General features: G+C 74.4%; 23 protein-coding genes and 1 tRNA gene. 8 read left to right on the top strand and 16 right to left on the bottom strand.

Annotated features, from left to right (window positions below):
- Positions 1–51: 51 nt before the first annotated feature.
- Together ACH9D3_RS09600 and ACH9D3_RS09595 are read right to left on the bottom strand one after the other, a co-directional pair.
- A complete protein-coding gene (locus ACH9D3_RS09600) occupies positions 52–1,926 on the bottom strand; it encodes a DEAD/DEAH box helicase (RefSeq protein WP_396400757.1) in 1,875 nt (624 codons plus the stop codon).
- 241 nt (positions 1,927–2,167) lie between these two features.
- On the bottom strand, positions 2,168–3,610 hold the full coding sequence (locus tag ACH9D3_RS09595; protein WP_396410765.1) for a DUF2079 domain-containing protein: 1,443 nt from the start codon (positions 3,608–3,610) through the stop codon (positions 2,168–2,170).
- A 55-nt stretch (positions 3,611–3,665) separates the two neighbouring features.
- Between ACH9D3_RS09595 and ACH9D3_RS09590 the strand changes: the two genes are divergently transcribed.
- Complete coding sequence (locus ACH9D3_RS09590) at positions 3,666–4,655, top strand: DNA-3-methyladenine glycosylase family protein (protein WP_396410764.1); 990 nt, start codon at positions 3,666–3,668, stop codon at positions 4,653–4,655.
- A gap of 70 nt (positions 4,656–4,725) precedes the next feature.
- The gene (locus tag ACH9D3_RS09585; protein ID WP_396400760.1) at positions 4,726–5,445 is read left to right on the top strand and encodes a VIT1/CCC1 transporter family protein; all 720 of its coding nucleotides are present in this window, start codon (positions 4,726–4,728) and stop codon (positions 5,443–5,445) included.
- A gap of 41 nt (positions 5,446–5,486) precedes the next feature.
- Here the strand turns inward: ACH9D3_RS09585 and trxA are convergent, their stop codons facing one another.
- The 5 genes from trxA to ACH9D3_RS09560 form a co-directional block, all read right to left on the bottom strand.
- Entirely contained in the window at positions 5,487–5,864 is a 378-nt protein-coding gene (trxA, locus tag ACH9D3_RS09580) for a thioredoxin (RefSeq protein ID WP_396400761.1), read from the bottom strand.
- Between the two features lie 79 nt (positions 5,865–5,943).
- Complete coding sequence (locus tag ACH9D3_RS09575) at positions 5,944–6,639, bottom strand: class F sortase (protein WP_396410763.1); 696 nt, start codon at positions 6,637–6,639, stop codon at positions 5,944–5,946.
- 84 nt (positions 6,640–6,723) lie between these two features.
- Positions 6,724–7,482, bottom strand: a complete 759-nt coding sequence (locus ACH9D3_RS09570) for a hypothetical protein (RefSeq protein WP_396410762.1) — start codon at positions 7,480–7,482, stop codon at positions 6,724–6,726.
- Between the two features lie 470 nt (positions 7,483–7,952).
- Positions 7,953–8,034: transfer RNA gene (locus ACH9D3_RS09565), tRNA-Tyr, on the bottom strand.
- Positions 8,035–8,140: 106 nt separating this feature from the next.
- Positions 8,141–8,461 carry a hypothetical protein gene (locus ACH9D3_RS09560; RefSeq protein ID WP_396400764.1) on the bottom strand — a complete coding sequence of 107 codons (321 nt, stop codon included), beginning with the start codon at positions 8,459–8,461 and terminating at the stop codon, positions 8,141–8,143.
- A 137-nt stretch (positions 8,462–8,598) separates the two neighbouring features.
- Between ACH9D3_RS09560 and ACH9D3_RS09555 the strand changes: the two genes are divergently transcribed.
- Positions 8,599–9,090, top strand: coding sequence for a YajQ family cyclic di-GMP-binding protein (locus ACH9D3_RS09555; protein ID WP_396410761.1), 492 nt, complete (start codon positions 8,599–8,601; stop codon positions 9,088–9,090).
- Between the two features lie 83 nt (positions 9,091–9,173).
- On the opposite strand, the gene htpX is transcribed toward ACH9D3_RS09555, so the two are convergent.
- From htpX to ACH9D3_RS09540, 3 genes are all read right to left on the bottom strand, one after another.
- Entirely contained in the window at positions 9,174–10,055 is an 882-nt protein-coding gene (gene htpX, locus ACH9D3_RS09550) for a zinc metalloprotease HtpX (protein ID WP_396410760.1), read from the bottom strand.
- Between the two features lie 166 nt (positions 10,056–10,221).
- Complete coding sequence (locus ACH9D3_RS09545) at positions 10,222–12,006, bottom strand: zf-HC2 domain-containing protein (RefSeq protein WP_396410759.1); 1,785 nt, start codon at positions 12,004–12,006, stop codon at positions 10,222–10,224.
- Positions 12,007–12,256: 250 nt separating this feature from the next.
- Positions 12,257–14,203: an RNA polymerase sigma factor gene (locus tag ACH9D3_RS09540; RefSeq protein WP_396410758.1), complete on the bottom strand. Its 1,947-nt coding sequence runs from the start codon at positions 14,201–14,203 to the stop codon at positions 12,257–12,259.
- Positions 14,204–14,464: 261 nt separating this feature from the next.
- Between ACH9D3_RS09540 and ACH9D3_RS09535 the strand changes: the two genes are divergently transcribed.
- The gene (locus ACH9D3_RS09535) at positions 14,465–14,950 is read left to right on the top strand and encodes a Fur family transcriptional regulator (protein ID WP_396401296.1); all 486 of its coding nucleotides are present in this window, start codon (positions 14,465–14,467) and stop codon (positions 14,948–14,950) included.
- Positions 14,951–14,962: 12 nt separating this feature from the next.
- Here the strand turns inward: ACH9D3_RS09535 and ACH9D3_RS09530 are convergent, their stop codons facing one another.
- A complete protein-coding gene (locus tag ACH9D3_RS09530; protein WP_396410757.1) occupies positions 14,963–16,348 on the bottom strand; it encodes an SseB family protein in 1,386 nt (461 codons plus the stop codon).
- Between the two features lie 226 nt (positions 16,349–16,574).
- On the opposite strand from ACH9D3_RS09530, the gene ACH9D3_RS09525 reads away from it, so the two are divergent.
- Together ACH9D3_RS09525 and rarD are read left to right on the top strand one after the other, a co-directional pair.
- Positions 16,575–17,861: a DUF6882 domain-containing protein gene (locus tag ACH9D3_RS09525; RefSeq protein WP_396410756.1), complete on the top strand. Its 1,287-nt coding sequence runs from the start codon at positions 16,575–16,577 to the stop codon at positions 17,859–17,861.
- A gap of 21 nt (positions 17,862–17,882) precedes the next feature.
- The gene (rarD, locus tag ACH9D3_RS09520) at positions 17,883–18,815 is read left to right on the top strand and encodes an EamA family transporter RarD (RefSeq protein ID WP_396410755.1); all 933 of its coding nucleotides are present in this window, start codon (positions 17,883–17,885) and stop codon (positions 18,813–18,815) included.
- A gap of 42 nt (positions 18,816–18,857) precedes the next feature.
- Here the strand turns inward: rarD and ACH9D3_RS09515 are convergent, their stop codons facing one another.
- The 5 genes from ACH9D3_RS09515 to ACH9D3_RS09495 form a co-directional block, all read right to left on the bottom strand.
- Positions 18,858–19,007 carry a methionine/alanine import family NSS transporter small subunit gene (locus ACH9D3_RS09515; protein WP_396401300.1) on the bottom strand — a complete coding sequence of 50 codons (150 nt, stop codon included), beginning with the start codon at positions 19,005–19,007 and terminating at the stop codon, positions 18,858–18,860.
- Positions 19,004–20,773 (bottom strand): sodium-dependent transporter, encoded by a 1,770-nt coding sequence (locus ACH9D3_RS09510; protein ID WP_396410754.1) that lies wholly within the window; start codon positions 20,771–20,773, stop codon positions 19,004–19,006. Before ACH9D3_RS09510 ends, ACH9D3_RS09515 begins: the two co-directional genes overlap by 4 nt.
- Before the next feature lie 109 nt (positions 20,774–20,882).
- Positions 20,883–21,950, bottom strand: coding sequence for a polyprenyl synthetase family protein (locus ACH9D3_RS09505; RefSeq protein WP_396410753.1), 1,068 nt, complete (start codon positions 21,948–21,950; stop codon positions 20,883–20,885).
- A gap of 11 nt (positions 21,951–21,961) precedes the next feature.
- Entirely contained in the window at positions 21,962–23,257 is a 1,296-nt protein-coding gene (locus ACH9D3_RS09500; protein ID WP_396410752.1) for a geranylgeranyl reductase family protein, read from the bottom strand.
- Positions 23,254–23,967: a demethylmenaquinone methyltransferase gene (locus ACH9D3_RS09495; RefSeq protein WP_396400776.1), complete on the bottom strand. Its 714-nt coding sequence runs from the start codon at positions 23,965–23,967 to the stop codon at positions 23,254–23,256. Before ACH9D3_RS09495 ends, ACH9D3_RS09500 begins: the two co-directional genes overlap by 4 nt.
- Before the next feature lie 101 nt (positions 23,968–24,068).
- Between ACH9D3_RS09495 and ACH9D3_RS09490 the strand changes: the two genes are divergently transcribed.
- Positions 24,069–25,520 (top strand): isochorismate synthase, encoded by a 1,452-nt coding sequence (locus tag ACH9D3_RS09490; RefSeq protein WP_396410751.1) that lies wholly within the window; start codon positions 24,069–24,071, stop codon positions 25,518–25,520.
- 137 nt (positions 25,521–25,657) lie between these two features.
- A complete protein-coding gene (locus tag ACH9D3_RS09485; protein WP_396410750.1) occupies positions 25,658–26,503 on the top strand; it encodes a transporter substrate-binding domain-containing protein in 846 nt (281 codons plus the stop codon).
- The last annotated feature ends 14 nt before the right edge of the window (positions 26,504–26,517 follow it).

Here is a 26,517-nt window from a genome sequence, read left to right as displayed (position 1 = left end):
GGCCGCGCGGCCCGTCCCCTCCTCCACCTCGGGAGGTCCTGCCCCCCGGGCTCAGTACTTCTTGTGGCGCGGCTTGCGGAAGGGCTTGTCGCCGTCCCGGTCCCCGCGCGGGGACCCGGACTTCTTGCCCTGGTAGCCGCCGGACTCGCCGCCGCGGGACCCGCCGCTGCGGCGCGGCCGGTCCTGGTAGGAGGACGAGCTCTGGCGGGGCCGGCCGCCGGACCCGGCACCCGGACCGCGGTCGGTCTCGAGGTTGATGAGCTCCCCGTTGATGCGGGTGCGGGAGAGCCGGTCCAGGGTCGAGGCCGGCAGGTTCTCCGGCAGGCCCACCAGGGTGTGGGTCGAGCGGATGTCGATCGCGCCGATCTGCTCGCCGCTCAGGCCCCCCTCGTTGGTGAGGGCCCCGACCACGGAGCCCGGCGAGGCGCGGTGCCGGTGGCCCACGGACAGCCGGTAGGTGGCCATGCCCTTCTCGGTGCGCGGTTCCCGGCGCGGCCGGTCGTCGCCGTCCCGTCCCGGGCGGTCACGGTCGCGGGTGCGCTGCACCGGCTCGGGCAGCTCCTCCACGAAGAAGGGCCGTCCGTCCTGGGCCATCACGGCGATCGCCGCGGCGATCTCCACCGCGTCGACGTCGTGCTCGGCCTGGTACTGCTCGACGAGCTCGCGGAACTGCTTCAGGTCCTCGGACTCCATGGTGTCCGTGATCTGCTGGGCGAACCGGTCCTTGCGGGTCTGGTTCACGTCCTCGGTGGAGGGCATCCGCATGAGCTCGACCGGCTGGCGGGTGGCCTTCTCGATCGCCCGCAGCAGGTACTTCTCGCGCGGGGTCATGAACAGGATCGCCTCGCCGGAGCGCCCGGCGCGGCCGGTGCGCCCGATCCGGTGGACGTAGGACTCGGTGTCGTGGGGGATGTCGTAGTTCACCACGAGGGAGATGCGCTCGACGTCGAGGCCGCGGGCCGCGACGTCCGTCGCGACGAGGACGTCGATCTTGCCGTCGCGCAGGGCCTCGACCGTGCGCTCGCGCATGTTCTGCGGGATGTCGCCGTTGATCGCGGCGGCCGCGTAGCCGCGGGCCTTGAGCCGGTCGGCGACCTCCTCGGTGGCGGCCTTGGTGCGCACGAAGACGATGACGCCGTCGTAGTCCCCGACCTCGAGGATGCGGGTCATGGCCTCCATCTTGTGGGAGCCCATGACCTGCAGGTACCGCTGGCGGGTGTTGGTGCCCGTGGTGGTCTTGCCCTTGACCGCGATCTCCTGGGGGTCGCGCAGGTACTGCTTGGCGATCTTGCGGATCGCGGGGGGCATGGTCGCCGAGAACAGCGCGACCTGCTTCTCGGCAGGAGTCTGCGAGAGGATCTGCTCGACGTCCTCGGCGAAGCCCATCCGCAGCATCTCGTCGGCCTCGTCGAGGACCACGTACTGCAGGTGGGACAGGTCCAGGGACCCCTTCTTGAGGTGGTCGATGACGCGGCCGGGCGTGCCGACGACCACCTGGGCGCCGCGGCGCAGGCCGGCCAGCTGGGGGCCGTAGGGGGAGCCGCCGTAGACCGGCAGCACGGTGAAGTCGTCGAGGTGGGTGGCGTAGGAGGAGAACGCCTCGCCGACCTGGAGGGCCAGCTCGCGGGTCGGGGCGAGCACCAGCACCTGGGTGTCGCGGGAGACGCCGTTGACGTCGGCGAGCTCCGCGAGCCGGGACAGCGCGGGCACGGCGAAGGCGGCGGTCTTGCCGGTGCCGGTCTGGGCCAGGCCCACCACGTCCTTGCCCTGGAGGAGCACCGGGATGGTGGCCGCCTGGATGGGCGTGGGGGTCTCGTAGCCGACCTCGTCCAGGGTGGCGAGCACCCGGGAGTCGATGCCGAGCTCGGCGAAGGTGGTGGTGTGCTCCTCGGCGGTGCCGGGAGTGCTGGGGGTGTCGACGGTCATGGAGCAGTGCCTCGTATCTGTGCAGGTGGCGGCCCGGGAGCGGGTCCGGGGGCGTCGGCCACGGTCGTGGTGTCCGGACGTCCCTGCCAACCACTTGGAGCCCCGCACGGAGCGGGAGCGTCGGACTCGGCGCGGCACGGGCCGCCGCCGAACACGATGCGCGTCATGGCATCGCGTTGCACGAGAAAGTGAGGGAGTGACCGGATTCGGTACGGCCAGTCTAGCGCACCCGGCGGCACCGTCAGCCCCGGCGGTGCGCCAGCACGAGGTGCTTCTCGTCACGCACCACGGCGTAGTCGGCGCCGTAGTGCTGCCGGGCCCACCCGGCGACGTCCCGCGGCGGGTTCCCGCCCCACGTGGCGCCGAGCCGGTCGACCACCACGTACTCCGGGGCGGGGTCGTCCTCGGTGCCCAGCCAGTGCACCTGGGCCCGGGGCACGAGGTGGTGCAGGAGCGTCAGGTCCGTGGCCACGCTGGCGCCCTCGGGCACGGCCGCGACGACCGCCGCCTTGGCGTCCGCCCGGGGGTCGGGCCGGTAGGCGGCGGGGTCCGCGAGGTCGGCCAGGGGCCGCCCCGGGACCAGGAGGAGCGCGACGACGAGCGACAGCGCCGGCGCGGCGCGGGCGAGCCGCCGGAACCGGCCGTCACGCAGCCGCAGGACGGCGTCGAGCAGCGCGACCAGGACGATGGGCATGAGCACCGCGCTGTAGTGCCACCCCGTGCCCCAGTAGCCGTGGTTCGGTGACAGCATCCGCCAGACCAGCGTGGGGAGCGCCACGAGCACCAGCGGTGAGCGCAGCACGACCCCCACGCCCACGGCCAGCAGGGCGAGCCACGTCAGCGCCTTCTGTCCCGGCACCACCAGGGAGACCAGCGCCCCGACGGGATCGGCCGCCGCCGCCGCCAGGTCCAGCCGGTCGGCGTAGGCGAACCGGCCGTCCGGGCTGAGCGCCGGCAGCACCACGGTCACCGCGAGCGCCGACCACGCCGCGCCCCATGCGGCGAGTCCGAGCCCCAGGGCCACCGGGCGGGGGTCCCCGTGCGCCTCCCGGTGCGCCCGCCCGGCGAGCACCAGTCCCAGGACCGCGACCGTGACGCCCAGGTCCTCCTTGACGAAGGCGACGGGCGCGGCCCACAGTGCGGCCGCCGTCCACCGCCGCTCCACGAGGGAGCCGAGGGCGAGGACGAGCAGCGGCAGGGCGAAGGCCACCTCGTGGAACTGCACCGACACGGCGGCTTGCAGGCCGAAGCTCAGCCCGTAGGCCAGTCCCAGGGCCGCACCCGGGGCGGCTCCCAGCGCCCGGACCGCGAACCGCGTCAACGCCCATGCGGAGACCGCCACGAGCACGTCCTGGACCACCAGCAGCGTCAGCGCGGAGGGGAACAGCGCGTAGACCGGCCCCAGCAGCACCAGGATCGGGTGGAAGTGGTCGCCCAGCAGGTTGGCGCCGTGGCCCTTGATGTGCACGACCGGTCCATCGCCCGCGGCGTAGGACTTGGCCAGCTGGGTGAAGATCCCCAGGTCCCAGGAGGGGACCTCCCAGCGGTGCCACTGCAGCAGGGACCACCACACGTACAGGACCAGCACGAGGAGTCCCACGCCCGGCGGCACCAGCCGCGCCCACCCGGTGGGCGCGGCCGGACGGACCGTGGGTGCTGCTCGACGCAGCGCGGTGGCGGGCATGGCCTCCTCGAGGGCTGGGGGCGGCACCGTCGGACAGGACTGCCATCATGGTCTCATGGCCGCCACCGCTCCTCCCCGCGCCCGTCCGGTCCCGGCCGGCCCGGCCGCCGAGCTCGTGTGGGACCCGGAGGGCGCGCTGCACCTGGGCCAGACGCTGGGCGTCCTGGCCCGCGGCAGTGCGGACCCCCTGGTCCGGGTGGCGGCGCCCGACGTCGTGTGGGTCACCGCGCGCACCGCGGCGGGCCCGGTCACCGCCCACTTCTCCCGCACCGGTGCCGGCCGTCCCCTCCAGCGGCCCGTGCTCGTGCGGGCGTGGGGCCCGGGGGCCGAGGAGTTCCTGCGGGAGGCGCCGCGCTGGGCCGGAGCCGAGGACGCGTGGGAGCCGTTCGAGACCTCGGAGGCCTTCCGTGCGCTGCCCCACCGGCTGCGCGCCGCCCGGCACCACCATCCCGGGCTGCGGCTGCCCTCGACCGGGCGGGTGCTGGACCGGGCCGTGCTCTCGGTCCTCGAGCAGCGCGTCACCGTGCGCGAGGCCGTGGCGGCCCACCGGCAGCTCGTGCGCCGCTACGGCGAGCCCGCCCCCGGGCCGGCTCCCGAGGGGATGCGCGTCGCGCCGGCTGCCGAGGCGTGGGGCCGGGTGCCCGTGTGGGAGTGGCACCGGGCGGGGGTCGACGGCGCCCGGGCCGCCACCGTCCGGCGGGTGGCCGAACGGGCGGCCGCCCTCGAGCGCCTGGGACGGGCGCCGCTGGACGCCGAGCTGCGCCGGGGGCTGCGCTCGATCCCCGGGCTCGGGCCGTGGACCGTCGCGGAGATCGTCCAGTGCACGCACGGGGACCCGGACTCCGTCAGCGTCTTCGACTTCCACCTCGCGGACACGGTGTGCTGGTTCTTCGACCGGCGTCCCGGCGACGACCGCCGGATGCTCGAGCTGCTGGAGCCGTGGCGCGGAGACCGGCAGCGGGTGGTGCGGCTGCTGCGGGCCTCCGGCTTCCGCAAGCCCTCGTTCGCCCCGCGGCTGCACCCGGAGGACCACCGGCGCCGGTGAGCACCGGGGCGCCGGTGAGGACATCCTCTCCTTGCTGGCACGGCGGAGGGCCCGGGCGTTCAATGGAGCCATGACCTCCGAACACGTGATCCAGGAGCCGCACGGCGCGGGCTACACCGAGCGGATGAACAAGCTGCGGGCCGGTGTGCTCGGTGCCAACGACGGCATCGTCTCGGTCGCCGCGACCGTCGTCGGCGTCGCGGGTGCCACCGCGAGCTCGAGCGCGATCCTCACCGCGGGCGCGGCCGCGCTCGTCGGTGGCGCGCTGTCCATGGCCCTGGGCGAGTACGTGTCCGTGTCCAGCCAGTCGGACTCCCACCGTGCCCTGATCGAGAAGGAGAAGCGGGAGCTGGCCGAGATGCCCGAGGCGGAACTGGTGGAGCTCGCCGAGATCTACCGGGCCAAGGGCCTCTCCGAGGGCACCGCGATGCAGGTGGCGGAGGAGCTGACCGAGCACGACGCCCTGGCCGCCCACCTCGACGCCGAGCTCAACATCGAGGAGGAGGACATCGTCAGCCCCTGGAACGCGGCGGTCGCCTCCGCGCTGTCGTTCCTGCTCGGGGCCCTGCTCCCCCTCCTGGCGATCCTGCTGCCGCCCGAGGCCTGGCGGCTCCCCGTGACGTTCGCGGCCGTGCTGGCGGCCCTCGCGCTCACCGGCTGGCTCGGGGCCCGCCTCGGGGACACGCCGCAGACGGGACGGGCCGCCCTGCGCGTGGTCGTCGGCGGTGCTCTCGCGCTCGTCGCGACCTTCGCCGTGGGCTCCCTGCTGGGCGTCGCCGGCGTCGTCTGATCCCGCGGGCCCGGCGTGGTCGTACGGGGAGTATCCTGCGGTCAGGCGTTGGGCGCGTCCTGGGACTGCTTGGCGACCTCCGCGCGGACCTCCTCCATGTCGAGGCCCTTGACGGCGTCGATCACCTGGTCGAGGGCGGAGGCGGGCAGGGCGCCCGGCTGGGAGAACACGAGGATGCCCTCGCGGAAGGCCATGAGCGTGGGGATCGACGAGATCTGGGCCGACTGGGCGAGCATCTGCTGCTCCTCCGTGTCGACCTTCCCGAAGACGATCTCCTCGTGCTTCTCCGAGGCCGCCTCGTAGGTCGGCGCGAACTGCTTGCAGGGTCCGCACCACTCGGCCCACCAGTCGAGCAGGACGATGTCGTTCTCGGCAATGGTCTGGCCCAGGGTGTCCTGGGTGATGTCAACGGTAGCCATGCCCTCCAGCGTAGGGGCCGGGCGGCCCGAGGGCACCGGATTTCACTGCCGGCTCAAGACCGGGAGGCGGCGAACGGCCTCAGTCCGGCACCGGGGACGCGGTGAGCACGACGTTCTTCCCCCACAGGTCCTCGGTGTAGCAGCTGACGACGACGAGCCGGCCGGGCACGATCCGCCAGATGTCGCTGTCCTTGAGGGTGTCCTTGTCGTGGGTGACCACCGAGTCCACCACGTACTCGAGGGTGCCCGTCCCGGTCTCGAGCACGATCTCGCTGCCCACGAGCCCGGGGTCGCTCAGCCGGTTGAACGGGGCGTCCCGGTCCTCCCAGCTGTGGCCGGTGATGTACGTGGTGTTCTCGGACCCCGCGCCCGGCATGCCGTAGGGGGTGAGCCAGTAGCCGTCCAGGGTGTCCGGCGGGACCAGGAGCTCCGCGGCGAGCTCCTGCTCGCTGGGGGCCAGGGGCAGGACGGCCACGTCGACCCCGGCGTCCTCGACGGCCAGCCGGACGGGCGGTGCCGCCGGCGGTCCCTCGTCGGCGGTCGCGGGCCCCGCGGACGGCGCAGTGGTGCCGGGTGCGGGAGTGGGGGCCGCGGTGGTCGACTCGACCGGGGCGGTCGCCGCCGTCCCGGGCGCGCCGGGTCCGGGCCCGCCCGCACCCCACGGATCCGTCAGCAGCACCGTGGAGAGGACCGCGGCCGCACCGATGCCGCCCACGGCGGCCCAGCGCGTGCCCGCACGACGGGGCGGGGTCGCGTCCTGCTCGGCTGCGTCCATGCTGGGTCCTCTGTGGTCGGCTCGGGAAAAGGCTACGCCCTGGTGCCGCGCGAGCGCGGCACCAGGGCGGTCAGCAGTGCGGGATCAGGCGTGGCGGCGGCGTAGCCGGAAGGCCACGGCCCCGGACACGGCCGCACCGGCGGCCAGCAGGCCGGCCAGCACACCGGTGCTGAGCCCGCCCTCCCCGGCGGTCTGCATGTTGATGCCCTGGTTCACGCCGGAACCGGTGCCCGCGCCGGCCCAGTCGTCGGAGTCGTCCGAGTCGCTCCAGGCACCGGTGTCGGCCCCGGCCCCGGGAGCCGGAACCGTGCCGCCGCAGGCAGCCAGGGCGGAGTCGAACATCGCCATGAGGTCGGCGCCGTCCTCCATGACCACGGAGGACGCACGTGCGGCGGCCTCGAACTCGGCGGCCGCGGCGAGCGACGCCTGGTGGGCGGCGGTGACCTCGGCCGAGCCGGCGGTCGCGGCGTAGTCCGCCTGCAGCCCCAGGATCGTGTTCCAGGCGTCCTGAGCAGGGACGATGGACCCGGAGTGCACGATGGACGACTCCAGCTGGGCCTGGGCGGCCACGAGTGCCTCGAGGACCTGCGGGTCGCTGACCAGGGAGTTGAAGTACACGCCCGCCTCGTTGACGGCGGCGGCGGCCGCGAACAGCTGGCTCATCTCGTCGCTGGGAACCGGGTGGCTCTCGGACTTCCCGTCACCGACGGACGTGTAGGCGCCGGTGGTGCCGGCCACGCAGGACTCGTCGGCGGCGTGGGCCGCCGGAGCGCCCAGGAACAGGCCTCCGGTCAGGACGGCAGCCGACGAACCCGCGGCCACCCACTTCTTCACAGCAGTCATAGCGGTCTGTCTCCTCAAATCGTTCAGAACCCCGGGCCTGCCCCTGGGGTACCAGCGCGCGGCACAGATCCTTGCGGACCTCCTCGGCGGTGCACACCGGCGGAAGGGCTGCAGAGTCGGTCGTGCTGCTGGTCATCCGGTGTAGGGGGTCCCGACGTGCCCGCTCGGGGAGTGCTGACACGTGGCCGGATGATGCTGTCCCTCAAGCTACAAGGGTATTCATCTTCTTAGCAATTGTTAAGGTCGACACGGCGCGGCGTGGCGCGGCGCGCGCCCCCGATCGGGGGCCACGGTCGCCGCCTCCGGCGGCGGCACAGAGGACACGGCCGCACCGGAGGGGCTCGCCTGCGGGGCGCGCACGTCGGCCGGAACGGCCGGCGGTGTCCCGGCGACGAGGGACCGGGCCGCCGTCCGCCCCGAGCACGACGAAGGCCCCGGTCCGCGGACCGGGGCCTTCGTCGTGCTGCTCGTGGCAGATGAGGGATTCGAACCCCCGTAGGCGATGCCAGCTGATTTACAGTCAGCCCCCTTTGGCCGCTCGGGTAATCTGCCGGGGTGCTGCCCCCGGTCCTCTCGGACCGGTGGTGGCCGCCCCCGCGTGCGGGAGCAGTTCAACAGTACAGAACATCCGCCGCGATGCGAAATTGCCGCGGCCTGCTCAGCCGGCGAGCCGCTCGCAGACCTGCTGGAGGAACTTCTCCGCCTGCTCCGCGGTGATCTCCCCGTGCGTCACGGCTTCCGCGAGGTCCTGCGCGACGCCCACCAGCCGCTGCGCCACCTCGGGATCGAACCGCTCGGCGGCCGGGGCCCCGAGCACCGGACGGGGCTTCGGCGGCGTCTCGGCGGCGCCCGCCGCGGCCGGGCTCACGCCGATGCCCATCAGCAGGACCGCCGCCAGCGCGGTGGCCGCCACAGCACTCCCGCGCCGGGTCCGCCCCGGACCGGGCAGCACGTCGTCGTGTCCCTGGGTTGTGCTCATGCCGCCATCCTGGGGAGCCGACCTGGGCAGACCCTTGGGCGCAGATCACGAAACGGTGACGGAGCCTCCCCGGTACGCTGGTGTGCAGTCCCACGGGCCGCACACCGCCCGACCACCGCCCCAGCTCAGGAGGCAGCATGGCCAGCGATTCCTCGTTCGACGTCGTCAGCAAGGTCGACAAGCAGGAGGTGTCCAACGCACTGAACCAGGCGCAGAAGGAGATCGCCCAGCGCTACGACTTCAAGGGCGTGGGCGCCGAGATCGACTTCTCCGGCGAGAAGATCCTCATGAAGGCGAACTCCGAGGAGCGCGTCAACGCGGTCCTCGACGTCTTCCAGTCGAAGCTGGTCAAGCGCGGCATCTCCCTGAAGTCCCTCGACGCCGGCGAGCCCTTCGCCTCCGGCAAGGAGTACCGGATCGAGGCCTCCGTCCAGGAGGGCATCGCCCAGGACCAGGCGAAGAAGATCACCAAGCTCATCCGCGACGAGGGCCCCAAGGGTGTGAAGGCCACCATCCAGGGGGACGAGCTCCGGGTGTCGTCGAAGTCCCGCGACGACCTCCAGGACGTCATCACCCTGCTCAAGGGCTCGGAGCTCGAGGTGGACCTGCAGTTCATCAACTACCGCTGAGTTCCTTCCACGGTTTCGCACCGACGACGACGGAGCCGCCCACCGTGCGCAGTGGGCGGCTCCGTCGTCGTCGGTGGGCCGGGTCAGCGGCGGCCGATGCCCGCCATGCCCTCGAGCCGGGCCACGCGGTCCGCGGTCGGCGGGTGGGTGCGGAAGAGGCTCGCCCCGCCGCCCCGGAACGGGTTGGCGATCATCAGGTGCGAGGTGTTCACGAGCTTCTGGTCCGCCGGGTTGAGCGGCCGGGCGTTCGTGCCCGCCTCGATCTTGCGCAGCGCCGAGGCCAGTGCCAGCGGATCCCCGGTGAGCTGCGCGCCGTCCTCGTCGGCGTCGTACTCGCGCGTGCGGGAGACCGCGAGCTGGATGACGGTCGCGGCGAGGGGTGCCAGGAAGGCCAGCAGCAGCGCCACCAGGGGGTTGCCGCGGTCACCGCCCCGTCCGCCGCCGAAGATGGCCGTGAACTGGAGGAACTGCGCCGCCGCGGTGATGATGCCGGCGACGGCCGCGGCGATCGAGGAGGTGAGGATGTCCCGGTTGTACACGTGCATCAGCTCGTGGCCGAGGACGCCGCGCAGTTCGCGCTCGTCGAGCAGCTGGAGGATGCCCTCGGTCACGCAGACCGCCGAGTTCTCCGGGTTCCGCCCGGTGGCGAACGCGTTGGGGCTCATCGTCGGCGCGAGGTACAGGCGCGGCATCGGCTGGTTCGCCCGCCGCGACAGCTCCCGCACGATCCGGTAGTACCCCGGCGCCTGCTGCTCGGTGACCGGGATGGCGCGCATGGAGCGCAGCGCGAGCTTGTCGCTGTTCCAGTAGCTGTAGGCCGTGGACGCGAGGCCGATCAGGGCGAAGACCCAGATGAAGACGCTGCTTCCCGTTCCGCTCGCCACGAACCATCCGATGGCCAGCAGCACCACCCACAGGCCGCCGAGGAGCAGGACGGTCTTGAGCCCGTTGTTGTGGTTGTGCATCCTGGCTGCGGCTCCTTCGTCGGGGCGGGTAGATCTTCCGCTGGTCACAACCCCGCAGTGGGCGCCGGTCTTCCCGAACGGGTCGAGGGCCGGCGATCTCCCAGCTGACCGATGGGTGGCTTCCGCCCGGTGGGCCTCCCGCCGGCGCGCAGAGGCGGGTCGGCGGTCAGACGCCGGGACCGGGACTGGGACTGGTGCCGCTGGTGCCGCTGGTGCCGGCCGGAGGTGCCGATGTCTCCTGCTCGGGGGCCGGCGCGGCAGGTGTCTCCTGCACGGGGGCCGGTGGGGCAGGTGCCTCCTCCGCGGGGGCCGGTGGGGCAGGTGCCTCCTCCGCGGGGGCCGGTGGGGCCGATGTCCCCTCCGCAGGGGCCGGCGGTGCGGGGGTCTCGACCACGGGCGCCTCGGACGCCGGGGCCTCGTCCGGGGAGCCCTGGACGCCGGTCCCACCGCTGTCCTCGGACGGTCCCGCGCTGCTGCCTCCGCCCCCGGCAGCGGCGGTGCCGCGACCGGTGCCGCCGCCGCCCGAGGATTCCCCGGCTGATGAATCCGCCTCCGAGGGCGCCGCGTTCGACGCCGCCGACCGGGGTGCACGGCCGTCGTCCGGGCGGCTCCCCTCCGTGCGGGGGTCCGCACCGGGGCGACGATCGGCCGCCGAGGCGGAGCCCGCGCCGGCTTCCCGGGCACCGGTGGCCGGCCCGTCCGTCCCCTCCGCTGTGCCCGCTGTGCCCGCTGTGCCCGCTGTGCCCGCTGTGCCCGCTGTGAGAATCGTTCCGGAGTCCGCGCCGGCGCGCCGGGCCTCGGCCGCAGACTCGGTGAGCGGACCGGGAGACGGTTCGAGGGTCGGCAGGGACAGCCTCCCGCCGTCGCCACCGGGCGCGGTTGCGGCTCCGGCTCCGCGCGCGAGCATCGCCCCGTCGTCGGAGGTCTCGGAGGACCCGACGGGCGCGGGGGCGGGGGAATCCGTGGCTCCGGAACCGCCGCCACGACTCGTGGCCTGCGTCGTCCCGTCGCCGAGACCGCCGGTGACCGCGACCCCGACAAGCGCCGCGGCGGCCGCCAGGACTCCGGCGCCGAGGAGCACCTTCCGACCCCCTCGCGAGACGTGGACGGCGGCGAGTGCTCCGCCCGCGACGTCGGTGCCCCGAGCCGCCGACAGGCGTCCGGCGCTCATCCGGCCGGCGGTGCGGACCAGCTCGACGAGCTCGTCGGTCCGGGTGTCCCACAGCGGCACCCCGGCGAGCACGGGCAGCAGCCAGGTGCGCAGTCCCTTGCCGGTGTCCTGGAGATACAAGTGGTCGGCGGTGCAGCGAGGGCACTCGTCCAGGTGGGCCTGCACGGCCTGCGCCCGCTCGGCGGGCAGTCGGCCGTCGGCGAGGGCACCGAGGTCGGCCGCGCAGTCCGCGCACCCGGGGAGGCCGGGAAGGTCGAGCCGAGCCTGGCGGTAGGCGGCCCGCAGACCCGCGCGCGCCTCGAGGTGCAGCGCGGTCGTGGCGGCCGGGCTCAGGCCGAGCACCGCCGCGGTCCGGTCGAGGTCGAGACCCTCGATCTCGAGGTACCACAGCACGGCCTGCCAGGACGCCGGCAGCCCGAGATAGATGTCGGAGACCTGCTCGGCGGCGGTCTCCCCGTCCGTGCCGGCCCGGCCGACGATGGCGACCAGCCGGGCCCGCAGGAAGACGCCCTGGCCCTCCCCCCGGCTGTCCGCGGCGCCGTCCGCGCCGTCGACCTCGGTGCCGACCTCGGCGAGGAGCTGGTCGAAGCCCGTGCCCGCCAGCTGCTCCGCGTCCTGGCGGCTCGGGCTGTGGAGCCGGGCCACGACCACGGCCGTGTGCCAGTGCCGGTCCCTCAGGTCCGGGAAGGCGTCGGGGCGCTGGTCCCGCACCGCGGCGAGCAGCTCCTCGTCGGTGCGCGGCTTGCGCCCCTCGGCCTGCGCCTCGGTCGTGCGCGTCATGGGATCTCCGTCGGTCTCGGGAACGCTCGGCCACCTTGCGGTGCGGGCGACCCGGGAGCGGCGCCACGGGACTCCGGTCCCGGCGACGACGGTGACGAGCACGGCGACGGCGTGCGGCGTGCTGAACTGCGGACCCCCCGGTCCCCCGCGTCCATGGTAGAGGGCCGCACCGGACAGCGGCAGGCCTCCGGCGTCACGAGCCGTTCGCGTTCGTCACACTGCGCCGGAGGGATCCGGGGGAGGTCTGCGCTCAGCCGCGCTCGGGACTGGCTCCGCGCTCGCCACGATCTCCGCGGTGACCGCGGTCACCGCGGTCACCGCCGTGGCCGTGGCGGTGACCGTTCCCGCCCTCGTCATCCCGGTCCCACGCGCGCTCCCAGGCGCGACCGTCGCGCCCGGGTCCCTTCCGGCCGTCGTTCCCGCGCTGCTCGCGGTGCCACGACCCGTCCTGACCCCCACGGTCGTCGGAGGTGCGGACCTCCGGGTGCGTGTGCTGACCCTGCGTCCCGCCCGTGGTGCCGGTGCGCTCGGGTGCGCTCGGCGGTGCGGTCGTCCAGGCCGGGGCCACCGGTGCCTTGAGCGGAGCCCGGCCGGCGTCCACGGTCGGCTGGGTGCTCCGCACCGAGGGAACGGGCGACGGAGTGCCTGGTGCCGGCGCCAAGGAGGGGACGAGGGAGGGGACGGGCGAGGAAGCGGTCGTCGGCGCGGTCGTGGAGGCGTCCGCCGTGCGCTCCGACGGCGGCGTGGGCGTCGACGAACCCGCGGGGGACGACGTCCGGGCGGGCCCACCGGCGGACGCGGTGCCGGGCGCCTCGGCGGCCGCGGCCCGGGCCCCGCCGCCATCGGGTGCTGTCCGCTCCGCGGCCGCTGCCGATCGCACGGCGCCGCCGCCTCCGGATGAATCTCCGGAACCTCCGGAGGCACCGGCGGCACCGGCCGCCACGACGAGGTCGTCGTCCGCGTCGGCGAGCACGAGGGCGGCCTCGGACGACGTGCCGCCCCCGAGCCCACCGGCCGGGCCGTCGGCGGGGGTCGAACCGCCGGTGGACTCCCCCGCACGGACCGAGCCCTGCTCGAGGTCGGCGTCGGAGGCCCCGCCGCCGGACTCGCCGTCGTCCGTCCGGTCCGCACCGCGCGGGGCGTCGCCCCCGTTCTGGTCCTCCAGGTCCTGGGCGGTGCGCGGGGCCTGCTCGACGGCGAGACTGTCCGCGACCGGGACCGGATTCCCACCGCCGGACACGCCGACGGCGGCGACAGCCACGGCGGTCGCGAGCGCACCGGCGCCCAGCAGGACCTTCGCGCTGCGCCCCGACCACGGAGCGCCTGCTGCGACCCCGTCCCCGGGGCCGGCGGCGGCGCCCGCGGCAGCTCCCGCCCCGACGGCACCGGCGGCAGCGGCGGCAGCTCCGGAGCCGGTGTCGGCACCGGCGACGAGGTTGGCCAGCTCGAGGGCCTCGGTGCCCCAGAGCGGCAGGCCGGCCAGCACGGGGAGCGTCCAGGTGCGCAGGCCCGTCCCGATGTCCTGGCGACCGAGGTACTCCGCGGTGCAGCGGGCGCACCCGTCCAGGTGCTCCTTGACGTCCCACCGGCTCCGCTGCCCCCGCGTGCCCCGCACGAAGTGGGCCAGCTCGCCGGAGAACTCCGCGCAGTCCGGTCCCGCGGCGCGGTCCGCCGACGCCTGGACGTAGAGTCCGCGGAGCCCCCGGAACACGTCGCGGTGCAGGCCGGCGGCCGCGACCGAGCCGAACCCCCGGGCCGCCGCGGCCCGGCGTGCGCTGTGCCCCAGGATCTCGGTGTGCCACAGGAAGGCCTGCCACTCCGCCGGCAGGCCGCTGAAGACCCGGAGCAGGGACGCGGGGACGGCCGGGTCGTCCGGCAGTGCGACCGGCCGGGTGCCGCCGTCGGCCTCCCGCCCCACCATCCACACGACGAAGGCGCCGAGGAAGGCGCGGGGACCGCCGCCCTCGCCGACGACCTGCTCGATCCGCCCGAGGGCCGCCGCGGAGACGTTCTCCGCCTCCTCCGCGCTGCCGGTGCGCGCCCGCGCCACGGCGAGGGCCGTGCCCCGGTACCGCTCCCGCAGGGCCCGGAGGGCCTCGGCGTCCCCGGCGTGCGCGGCGTCCAGGAGGACGTCGTCGCGGAGGGCCACCGGCTCGCCGCCGGGGCCGTTCGGGCGGGCATGGGCAGGACGCGTCATATCTGTCTCCGTCGTGGTCGCGGTGGTTCGGGGAGAAGATTCTCGGGGACGCACTGCACCCGATCGCCGGTGCACGCAGCACGACGACGGTGACGGACCCCCATCCCCCGCGCTCATCGTAGTCCCAGGTCAGACGGGGGTGAACACGGGCGGGCGGGGGCACGACCAGAACGGTCACACGGTGTTGACCTTCGCGAACTCGTTCCGCGCACGGCGCTGTCCACTATTGTGAGTTCATCACAATAACGCTACGGTGGGGGCATGCAGACCACCGAACGCCCCGCACCGGACACCGCCCGGGCCGCCGCGTGGTCGGATTTGCTGCGCTCCCACGGCCGCCGCGTCACCAAGCAGCGGCTGGCCGTCCTCGACGCCGTGGACCGCCACCCGCACGCCACCGCCGAGGACGTCGTCGCCGGCGTCCGCGAGGTCCTGCCGGCGATCACGGTCCAGTCCGTCTACGTGGTCCTGTCCGATCTCACGGCCGTCGGCATGCTGCGCAAGTTCGAGCCCCCTGCGTCACCGGCCCTGTACGAGACCCGGACCGGGGACAACCACCACCACGCGTACTGCGTGCGCTGCGGCACGGTGGCCGACGTCGACTGCGCGGTCGGCCACACCCCCTGCCTGACGCCCTCCGAGCACCACGGCATGCAGCTGCTCACCGCCGACGTCGTCTACCAGGGCATCTGCGCGGACTGCCTCGCGGCGGAGCCGGAGCCCGCGGAGACGTCCGCCGCGGGCTGACGCCCCCGGTCCTCAGCTCCCGGTCGCGGCCGGGCCGGCCTGCTCGCCGGAGGACCCGGCGGCGGGCTCCGTCTCCTTGTCCACGAGGGCCAGGAGGTTCCGCAGCTGGTCGGCGGTCAGCGTGGCCACGGGCGGGTGCGCGTTGATGCTGACCTTCTCCGCCCCGGCGTCGAGCGCGAAGCGCAGCGCCCGGGGAGCCGGTGCGGAGCGGACCTCGAGGGTCGTGTCCAGCACGGCGATCTCCGCCGCGGACGTGAACAGCAGCAGGGTGTCGGGCTTGGCGCCCTCCTCCTGCGGCTTGGCGTAGACGGGCACGGCGCGCCCGTCCTGCACGCGCGCCCCGAGCAGCAGCACCGCGTCCGGGGCGAGGATCCCGGCGAGCAGCTGCGACATGTTGTTCTCCAGCATCGCGGACTTGACGGCGTCGTTGCGCGGCGCCCGCATGGCCCACTCGATCTGGGGGCGGCCGATCCGGCACCCCTGCCGGGCCGGGTCGATGACCAGGTGGTCGTACTGGGGGTCGTCCGCGATCATCTGCAGGATCTTCACGGCGGACTCGCGCAGCAGCACGGGCTTGCCGCCGTCCGGGTGGTGGCGGTCGAACATGGCCTGCGCCTCGGCCGCCGAGGTGTACACGGCCAGCGACCGGGTGCCGTCCGTCTCCCCCAGCGTCTGGACCCGCAGCGTGGAGTCCGGGCCCACCGTCTCCCCGGCCGGACCCGCCACGAGGGTGCTCTCGCTGACGTCGAGCAGCAGCGCACCGGCCATGCACTGGCGGATGACCTCGATCATGGCCTTGTTGTCGGGCGCGCTCGCGAACCGGTCGACGGCCGACCGCACCAGGGAGTGGACCGTGCCGTGCCGGTCGGCCTCCTGTTCGGCGCCCGGGGGGAGGACGGGCAGCTCCACGCCCTCCCGCTCGGCGAGCTCGGCGGCCCAGGCCGGGATCCTGGCCCGGGTCCGGGGAAAGCGCTCGAGGTGCTCCAGGACGTCCTGGCCGGTGAAGGGGCCCTCGTCCCCCCACTGCCGGGGCTCGCCGTCGAAGTCGTAGGTCCCCCCGAACCGGTGGGTCGGCTCGGGCCAGCTCTGCGCGAGGATCACCACCGTGGCGGTGAACCACGTCCCGCGCCCCGGGACGTGGGCGCTCTCCCGCAGCTGCTCCACGGCGGGGATGACGGCGCTGTCCTCCTTGATGGGGCCGGCGGTGCCGGGCACCACCTCCTGGCCCCGGTGCTCGCGCACGCGCAGGTGCACGCGCCCGCCCTGGAACTTGAGGTCCACGACCGTGCGGTCCCAGCCCGGCTCGGTGCGCAGCACCGAGAGGATCCACGAGCCGATCGTGTTCAGCAGCTCCTGCCGGGACGGGCCCGGGGTCGGGGTCGTGGGGGTCTCGCTCATGCGGTGGCTCGTTCCCGGCCCGCGCGGGGCCTGATCGGATCGTGGTGGTCACGGGACGGGCGCGGAGCCGGACGCGGCGTCGCGGGGCTCCGCAGGACTCGCCACCACCCTACCGAAGCGGGTGGCCGCCGCCCGTGGACGGGGCGCTCGTGCGGCTGTTCCCCGACGCACCGGACGACGCCCCCCGTGACGTCCCCGCGCCCGGGATGGTTGCTAGCCTGGACGCATGACGAAAACGCTGCAGGACTTGATCGACGAGTCGATCTTCATCTCCACCGAGTTCCAGGCCAGGCTGGCCGAGCTGACCCAGGGCGCCGGGTGGGACGTCGACTTCTCCGCACCGGCGTTCACTCTGCAGACCGAGCCGCCCGTGGTGCTGACCCCCTATCTGCTGGGCACCGAATCCTCCTCGCGCGGGTCCTGGATCTGGTCGTGGCAGGAGCTGGGCCACTTCCCGGCGGAGGTGGTCTCCGCCGCGGTCCAGGCGCGCGAGGCCGGTGAGCGGCTGGGGGTCGACGAGCTGTCCACCGACGAACTGCCCGTGGCGGAGGGCCTGGCCCGTCGGCTGACCCTCGCGGCCAAGACCGTCACGGGCGTGTACGCGCACTATCCCGCCGGCGCGGGCGGCGGCGTCACCGCGTGGCTGCTGCTGGACGGACCGGAGTTCGAGCTCCCCGAGCTCACCGTGGAACGGATGATGCGGGTCATCGCCGAGGCCCTGACCACGGACACCGCGGTGGACCACAACCACGCGGTCGACTCCTACGCCAAGCTGCGCGGCGCCCACATCGAGTGGGACACCGAGGCCACGTGCGTGGTCACCGTCCGGGACGGCGCGCAGCGGTTCTGGTTCGACGACCACCAGATCTCCGGCGTCGAGCCCGCCGAGCCGTCCGTGGGCCCCGACATCCTGGCGGACCTCGCCGCCGACGCCCGGGCCCGTGCGGCGACCTTGCGCGAGGACCGTGCCGCCGCCGAGGCCACGGCCGCCCGGCAGGAGGCCGAGCCGCAGCGCGCCGAGGAGACCGAGGAGGCACCGGAGCCCACGAAGGCCCCGCAGGAGCAGCCCCGGGAGACCGAGGAGCAGCCCGAGCCGATCGAGGTGCCCGACTTCGTCGAGGCGGAGCACGCGCCGCGCCCGCAGGACCGGCCCGAGCCCGTCGAGGCGCCCCGGGAGACCGAGGAGCCGGCCGCGGCGCACGCCGGTGCCGCGGACGCCGACCTCCCGTTCGACCAGGAGCCCTCCGACCGGGACGTGCGCCCGGGCCGGGTGAGCACCACGGTGGTGCCCGGCCCCGAGCCGGTCCGGCCCGCGGCCGGGGAGCCGGTCGAGCTCGCCGCCGCGGCGCACCGCGAGCCCGCCGCGGAGCGGGAGGTCGAGCGGGAGGTCGTGGCCGGCCCCGGCGTCCCGGGCAGCGCCGAGGCGCGGCCCGTGGTGGACGGCGAGGAGATCCCGGAGGAGGACCAGGGCGAGCGGAAGAAGGGCTTCTTCAGCCGATTCTTCGGCCTCTGATCCCCGGCGGTACCCTCGAGCGTGACCGCCTACAACACCGCACCCGGCCCGGATCCCGACGAACAGTCGAGGACCCGGGCCGGTGTGCTGTCCGGATTCGCCGCCTACGGGATCTGGGGCCTGCTGCCGCTGTACTTCGTGGTCCTGGAGCCGGCCACGCCCATGGAGATCGTGGCCCTGCGCGTGCTGTTCTCCCTGGCCTTCTGCCTGGCGCTGCTCGCGGTCACGAGGCAGCTGGGCACGCTGGGCCGGGCGCTGCGCTCTCCCCGCACCCTGGCGGCGCTCGCGCTCGCGGGCGTGCTCATCGGCATCAACTGGTTCCTCTACGTGGTCGCCACGACCACGGAGCACACCATCGAGGCCTCCCTGGGGTACTTCATCAACCCGCTCGTGGCCGTCCTGCTCGGCGTGGTGGTGCTGCGCGAGCGGATGCGCCGGCTGCAGTGGACGGCCGTCGGGGTGGGGTTCGTCGCGGTCGTGGTGATGGCCGTGTTCTACGGCAGCGTGCCCTGGCTCTCCCTGGGCCTGGCGTTCTCGTTCGGCCTGTACGGGCTGGTGAAGAACCGGGTGGGCGGGTCCTATCCCGCCATCGTGACCCTGACGGTGGAGACGCTGGCCCTGACCCCCATCGCCGCCGTGGTCGTGGCGGCCCTGTCGGCGGACGGCCGGATGACCTTCGGCACGCAGGGCCCGGGCCACACCGTGCTGCTCCTGGCCGCGGGCGTGATCACGGCCGTGCCGCTGATCCTGTTCGGCGCCGCGGCGAGCCGGCTCCCGCTGAGCACCGTAGGAATGATCCAGTACCTGACGCCCGTCATGCAGTTCCTGCTGGCCGTGCTCGTGCTCGGTGAGCAGATGCCCCCCGAGCGCTGGGTCAGCTTCTGCTTCGTGTGGCTCGCGGTGCTGCTGCTCGTGCTGGACGCGGTGCGCACCCCGCGGGTCCGCCGCGCCTGAGTCCCGCCCGGGGCGGACCCCCGGGTGCGACCCGGGCGCGGCTCAGGTGGTGCGGGCGTGGTCGCCGGCGCCGGGGTCCGGGTCGTCGTCGGTCGTCTCCGGGGTGCGCCGCAGGTGGAGCACGGCGGCGATGAAGCCGCCCCACACCGTGCACACGGCGACGATCAGCATGATGACGGCGGGCGTGGTCATCGGGGGTCCTCCTGGGGTCCGGTGGCGCTGGTCGGGGTGCCCGAGCTCCAGGGCGCCCGGTCGCTCCCCCGGGCGGGAGCCTCCGCGCGGCCCGGGGACACGACCGTGCCCTCGGCGAGGGCACGGTAGGAGAAGTCCTGGTCGAGGGCCGGGGTGCGCAGCGCGGTGTCCGACCAGCGTGAGAGAGGCTGGCCGCTCTGCAGCCGGCGCCGGTCCACGGAGGCGTCGACGACGGCGGGCGACGGGCTGAGCTCCGAGGCCGCGGACGCGGCCGGCCACGGCAGCCGGGAGAGCAGCAGGGCGACGACGACGATCGCGCCGGCCGTGCCCCAGCCGAAGGTGTTGACGAACCACGCGGGCATCCCGCCGTAGCCCTCCGCGAGGGTGGTGGTGAGCGTGTTGATGAGGATGTAGCCCAGCATGATCGGGGTGACCCCGCCGACCACGACCATCCACGTGCGGCCCAGCTTGACGGACGAGACCGAGTTGAGGTGGTCCCGCAGCGTGGGCAGCGCGGAGAAGCCCGCGGTGAGCAGCATGATGGACACCAGCGCCGCGGCGACGATGCCGAACTGGTTGACGAAGTTGTCCGTGACGTCCAGCAGGTTCAGCCCCGTGGTGGTCGTGAACAGGGCCAGGGAGATCAGCGCCATGGGCACCACGACGGCCACCACGGCGGTCCGCCGGCGCAGGCCGAGCTTGTCCTGGGCGGCGGCCACGACGACCTCCACGATCGACACGAGCGACGTGAAGCCCGCGAACGTCAGGGTCGCGAAGAACAGCACCCCGATCAGCGTGCCGAGCGGGGCCTGGGAGATGATCGTCGGGAACGCGATGAACGCCAGGCCGATGCCGGAGGTCGCGACCTCGTCCACGCCCACGCCGGAGACCCCGGCCATGAAGCCCAGGGCGGCGAAGACGCCGATGCCGGCGAGGATCTCGAAGCTCGAGTTGCCGAACCCGACCACGAGCCCCGAACCGGTCAGGTCCGTCCTCGGCTTGAGGTAGGACGAGTAGGTGATCATGATGCCGAAGCCGACCGACAGGGAGAAGAAGATCTGCCCGTAGGCGGCGACCCACACCGTACTGTCCGTGAGCGCCGCCCAGTCCGGCGTGAAGAAGGCGTTGAGGCCGTCGGCGGCGCCCGGCAGGGTGAGGGCGATGACCACGATCGTGAGGAACATCAGCACCAGCAGCGGGATCAGGACGAGGTTCACCCGGCCGATGCCCTTCTGCACGCCGAGCAGCAGCACGACGAGCAGCGCGAGCCAGGCCACCGCCGTAACGGCCAGCACGTTCGGCACGAAGTCGAGGCCCACCCCGACCTGCTCGGAGCTCTGCAGGACGTCCGAGACGAAGAACGTGCCGGGGTCGTCGCCCCAGCTCTTGCCGAACGAGAAGTAGGTGTAGAGCATCGCCCAGCCGAGGATGACGGCGTAGTAGACGGCGATCACGAAGCTGATGCCCATCTGCCACCAGCCGATCCACTCCGTCCTGGGGTGCAGGCGGCGGTAGGCGAGGGGCGCCGAGGCGCGGAAGCGGTGTCCGATCCCGTACTCGAGCATCAGCAGGGGCAGGCCGGCCGTGAGCAGGGCGACGAGGTAGGGGATCAGGAACGCCCCGCCGCCGTTCTCGTAGGCGATGTAGGGGAAGCGCCAGATGTTGCCGAGGCCGACGGCGGAGCCGATCGCGGCCAGGATGAAGACGGTCCGGCTGGGGAACGCCTCGCGGGGCGCCGCGGCGCGGCCGGGCGGGGACTGGGTCATGGGGGTCCTCGGGTGCGGGAAGTGGTCGGCGGACGGCTACAGGCTAGCCCGTGGGTCCGGGGCCTCCCCACCTCGGGCACCCGGCCGGAGCACCCGTCGCGGAACGGGGTCAGGCCTCGCGGTGCACCACGGCGTGGGCGAACGCCACGAGCGCGCGCTTGGCCACCGTGTCCGGCAGGGGCTCGAGCGACGCGATGGCCTCGTCGGCCCACTCCCGGGCGATCCGCCACGCCTCCTGGGTGGACCGGTGCCCCGCGACCGCGGCCACGGCGCGGGCCAGGGCCTGGTCCGAGGTCAGGTCGGAGTCGAGGAGCTCGACGGCGCGCAGGGCCTCGGCGTCGCCCTCCCCCGCCATCCGGCGCAGGATCAGCACGGGCAGGGTGGGCACCCCCTCGCGCAGGTCCGTGCCGGGGGACTTCCCGGAGACCACGCCCTCGCCGGTGACGTCGATCACGTCGTCGGCGAGCTGGAAGGCGATGCCGACCTTCTCCCCGTACTCGACCATGACGGCCACGACCTCCTCCTCGGCACCGGCCAGGACCGTGCCGAAGTGCCCGCACGCCGCGATGAGCGAGCCCGTCTTGCCCGAGAGGACGTCGAGGTAGTGGGCCAGCGGGTCCTGCCCGTCCCGCGGCCCGACCGTCTCGTGCAGCTGCCCGAGCACGAGCCGCTCGAACGTGTCCGCCTGGATCTTCAGGGCCCGCTGGCCGAGGTCGGAGACCATCGACGAGGCGCGCGCGAAGATGAGGTCGCCGGTGAGGATGGCCACCGAGTTGCCCCACACGGTCTGGGCGGTCGCGACGCCGCGGCGCAGCGGCGCGGAGTCCATGACGTCGTCGTGGTAGAGCGTGGCCAGGTGCGTGAGCTCGACGACGGCGGCGGCCTCGAGGACGGCGTCGTTGATGCCGCCGCCGATCTCCCCGGCCAGCACGGTCAGCAGGGGCCGCACGCGCTTGCCGCCGGCCTGGAGCAGGTGGCGGGAGGTGACGTCGGCGAGGTGGTCGGTGCTGCGCACGGCCTCCTCGAGCCGTTCCTCGATCCGCGCGAGCGACTGCAGCACGGCGGGTCCCAGCCGGTCGTCGGACGCGATGAGGTCGAAGCCGGCGGGCAGCCTGACCTGATCGGTGCCGAGACCCGTGGCGGGGCCACCGGCGCTCGGGGAGGAGGATTCAGTCACGGTCCACCACTCTAGCGAGTTTTCGGGGGTCGGGTGTTGCCGGTGGCGGGCGTCAGGGTGTCCAGGAGGGACACGACGCGGTCCTCCCACGTGGCAGCGGGACGGTCGGAGAGCTCCGTCATCACGCGGACCACGAAGCGCATCAGCGGGGGCACGGCCATGCCGGTGCGCACGGCGGCCTTCATCACCGCCGGGCTGCCGATGAGCTGGGCGAGGACGCGGCCCTGCGTGAAGTGGGCGCCCCACTCCTGCCGGACCCGGTCCGGGTAGCCGGCGAGGACGAGCTCCCGCTGGGCGGGCCCGTGGGCCGCCGCGGCCGCCACGACGTGCTCGGCGGCGTAGCGCGCCGACTCCATGGCGTTGGAGATGCCCTCCCCGTTGAACGGGGAGACGAGGCCTGCGGCGTCGCCCAGCAGGAGCATGCCGGGGACGTGGTGCGGCGTGCGGTTGAAGGCCATCGGCAGGGCCGCCCCGAGCACGCGGCCGCGCCGGTGCTCCTCGTCGAAGGTCCACTCGGCGGGCATGGACGCGGTCCAGTCGGCGAGCACCTTGCGGTAGTCCAGGGCGCCGAACGCCGGGGAGGTGTCGAGGATCCCGAGCCCCACGTTGGCCGTGCCGTCCCCGACGCCGAAGACCCAGCCGTAGCCGGGCAGCAGCGCCCCGTGCGGGTCGGTGCCGTCGGTGAGCTCGAGCCAGCCCTCCATCCAGTCCAGGTCCGTGCGGGAGGTCTCGTAGTAGGCGCGCACCGCGACCCCCATCGGCCGGTCCTCGCGCCGGTGCAGCCCGGCGGACACGGCGGTGCGGGAGGAGTTGCCGTCCGCGGCGAGCACGACGTCGGCGCGGTGCTCCTCGGTCTCCCCCGTGCGCCGCCCGGCGGCGTCGAGGACGTTCGCGCGGGCGCCGACGACCCGGCCGCCGCCGTCGCGCAGCACCCCGGTCACGGCCCGGCGCTCGAGCACCCGGGCCCCGGCGCCGCGGGCGTGCCCGGCCAGCTGCTCGTCGAAGCCCCGGCGGGTGCGCACGAGGCCGTAGGGCGGGAAGTCGCTCAGCTCGGGCCACGGCACCTCGACGCTGCGCTCCCGCGCCACGAGGCGCAGCCCCCGGTTGCGGGCGTAGCCGAGCTCGGGCCCGTGCGGGACGCCCATGAGCCGCATCTCGCGCACGGCACGCGGGGTGAGCCCGTCGCCGCAGACCTTCTCCCGCGGGTACGCGGTCTTCTCCAGGACCGTGACGTCGATCCCGTGCTCCGCGAGCCAGTACCCGGCCGTGGCGCCGGCCGGCCCGCCGCCGAGGACCAGGGCCCTCATCGGGCGGGGACGCCGGCGCCCGGCCTGACGGCCCGGTGCACGGCCACGATGCCGCCGGTGAGGTTGCGGTACTGCACGCCCGTCCACCCGGTCGCGGCGATCTCGGCGGCGAGGTCCTCCTGGTCCGGCCATGCGGCGATGGACTCGGCGAGGTACTGGTAGGCCTCCGGGTTGGACGCGGCGCGCGCGGCGATCCCGGGCAGCGCCTTCATCAGGTACTCCGTGTAGACGGTGCGCAGCGGGGCCGCGGTGGGGGTCGAGAACTCGCAGACCACGAGCCGTCCGCCCGGGCGGGTGACCCGGAGCATCTCGGCGAGCGCCCGGCGGAAGTCCTGGATGTTGCGCAGGCCGAAGGAGATGGTCACGGCGTCGAAGGACGCGTCGGCGAAGGGCAGCCGCGTGGCGTCGGCCTGCACGAACTCGATGTCGGGGCGGCGGGCCCGGCCCACCTCGAGCATCCCGAGCGAGAGGTCCGCGGCCACGACGTCGACCCCCGCGTCCGCGTAGGGCTCGGACGAGGTCCCCGTCCCGGCGGCGAGGTCCAGGACCTTCTCGCCCGGGACCGCGCCGACGGCCTCCGCGACCACCCTGCGCCATCCGCGGGTCCGCCCCAGGGAGAGGACGTCGTTGACGAGGTCGTAGCGCGGCGCCACGTCGTCGAACATGGCGGAGACTTCGTGCGGCTGCTTGGACAGGTCTGCTCGGTTCACCCGGTCATTGTCGCACCTCGCTCCGACGGCCCCGTCCGGGTCCCGCCGCCGGGGAACGGCGGGCCCGGCCCTGTCGGGCGGGCGGCTTAGACTGGTGCGCGATGTCCTCCACCGACCCCGCCGCCGCCCCGCCGGTCCCCGTGCTGCACGCCCTCACGGTGCCCCTGTCCGCGCTGGGTGCGGACCCCGCCGCCGCCCCGGACCTGCGCGAGCTGCTGACCGGACCGGATCTGCTCACCTGGACCGTGGACGGGCACGGCCTCGTGGCGTGGGGCCGGGTCGCCGAGCACACGGTGCGCGGAGCGGACCGGTTCACGGCCGCGCGCGTGTGGTGGGACGACGTGGTCGCGGCCGCGGTGGTCGAGGACCGCGTGGCGGTGCCCGGCACCGGGCTCGCGGCCTTCGGCGCGTTCACCTTCGCGGCGGGCTCCGCCGCGGACTCCGGGCTCGTGGTCCCCGAGCTCCTCGTGGGGCGCCGGGGCGGCGTCGCGTGGGCGAGCCTCGTGGTGGCCGTGGCCCCCGGGACGCCCTTCGGGCTGGGCCCGGACGACGTCGCGGCCGCCTGGCTGCGCCGGCTCGGCACCGCCCCCGGCCGCCCGCCCGCCGGGGACGGCCGGGCCGCCGTCCCGGCCGACGTCCGGCTGTCCTCCGGCACGCTCGGCGAGCACGAGTGGACGGAGGCGGTGCGGGACGGCGTGGCACGGATCCGCGCCGGCCGGCTGGAGAAGCTCGTCCTGGCCCGGGACGTCGTGGCGCGCACGGACGCGCCCCTGGACCCCGTGGCCGTGCTCCGGGACCTCGCCCGGCGCTACGAGCGGTGCTGGACGTACTGCGTGGGCTTCGGTGGGGACGCCCCGGGCCGGGGCCGGCTGATGGGCGCCACCCCCGAGATGCTGGTGCGGGTGCTCGACGGCGTCGCGCACGCCCGCGTGCTCGCGGGAACGCTCGACCGGGACGCCGCACCCCCGGACGAGGACCCCCAGGAGTACGCCGCGCGGGTGCTCGGCGAGTCGGAGAAGCAGCAGCATGAGCACGGGTTCGCGGTCGACTCCCTCGAGGCGTCGCTCGCCCCCTACACGGACGCCGTGACGACCTCACCGGAGCCCTTCATCCTCGAGCTGCCCAACGTGTGGCACCTGGCCTCGGACGTCAGCGCCGCCCTGCGCCCGGGCCCGGCCGGGGACCCGCCGTCCTCCCTCGAGCTCGCCGAGGCCCTGCACCCCACCGCCGCGGTGTGCGGGACCCCCACCGCGGTGGCCGCCGCCACGATCCCGGAGCTGGAGCAGATGGACCGGGGTCTGTACGCGGGCCCCGTGGGCTGGCTCGACGCCCACGGCAACGGCGACTGGGGCATCGCCCTGCGCGGGGCGGTGCAGGAGGACGAGCGCACCGTGCGGCTCTTCGCCGGGTGCGGCATCGTGGCCGCGTCCGACCCCGAGGCCGAGCTCGCCGAGACGTGGGCGAAGCTGCGGCCCATGCTCCAGGCCCTGGGGCAGCGGACCGCCGGGACACCGGAGCGCCTGGTCCCCGCGCCGGGGCTGTCCGCCCGCTGAGCCCGCCTGCGGAGCCTGCGCGGGGAATGCACCGTATCCTGGTCCCCGAACACGGTCGGGGTTACCACCCCGTAGGGCCGGCCCCGTGCCCGGCCCGCCCGCGCCGACGACCACCGCTCCCACCGGAGGAGACCCGCATGCCCTGCCCCACGTCCCGCCCCACCTGCGCGCACGCCGCCGCGGCGCTGTCCGCGATCGCCGTCCTCGCCCTGACCGCCTGCACGTCCGGAGGACCCGCCGGGAACGGCGGGGAGGATGGTGGGGCCACCGCCGGGACCGCGGCGCCCTCGGCCGTGGCCCTGGTGGAGCCCGGCGTGCTGACCGTGTGCTCGGAGGCGAACTACCCTCCCTTCGAGATGGAGGAGGGCGGCGAGATGGTGGGGCTCGACATGGACCTCGGCCGGGAGATCGCCGCGGACCTGGGCGTGGAGATGAAGAATCTCACGCTCGGTTTCGAGTCGATCCAGTCCGGCGCCGCCCTGGACTCCGCGCAGTGCGACGTCGCGATCTCGGCGCTGTCCATCACCGAGGAGCGGCGCACGGTGATGGACTTCTCGGACCCCTACTACGACAACGAGGTGGGCCTCGTGACCGACGGCGAGGACGGGATCGGCTCGATCGACGCCGCGCGCGAGGAGCAGGCCCGGATCGGCGTCATGCAGGGCACCGTGGGCGAGGACCAGGCCCGCGAGCTCGGCCTCGACGCCGTGCAGTACGAGGACGCCAGCACGATGTTCACGGCCCTCGCCACCGACGGCGTGGACGCCGTGCTGGACGACGTCACCGCGATCGCCGAGCACTCCCGGGCGAACCCCGGCTTCGTCCTGCAGGAGACGCGGGACATCGACGACCAGCTGGGCGTGGCCGTGCGGCAGGGCAGCACGGCCACGCTCGAGCAGGTCGACGCGACCATCGACCGGATCCAGGCGGACGGCACGCTCGACCGGATCGTCGAGACGTGGATCCCCGTCCAGGAGAACTGACCCCGGGGGCCGGC

This window comes from Kocuria kalidii (assembly GCF_044462225.1).
In the GTDB taxonomy this organism is placed as follows: domain Bacteria; phylum Actinomycetota; class Actinomycetes; order Actinomycetales; family Micrococcaceae; genus Kocuria; species Kocuria kalidii.
Note: the sequence above shows the minus strand (reverse complement) of the source record. Positions and strands in the feature narration are given on the sequence as shown.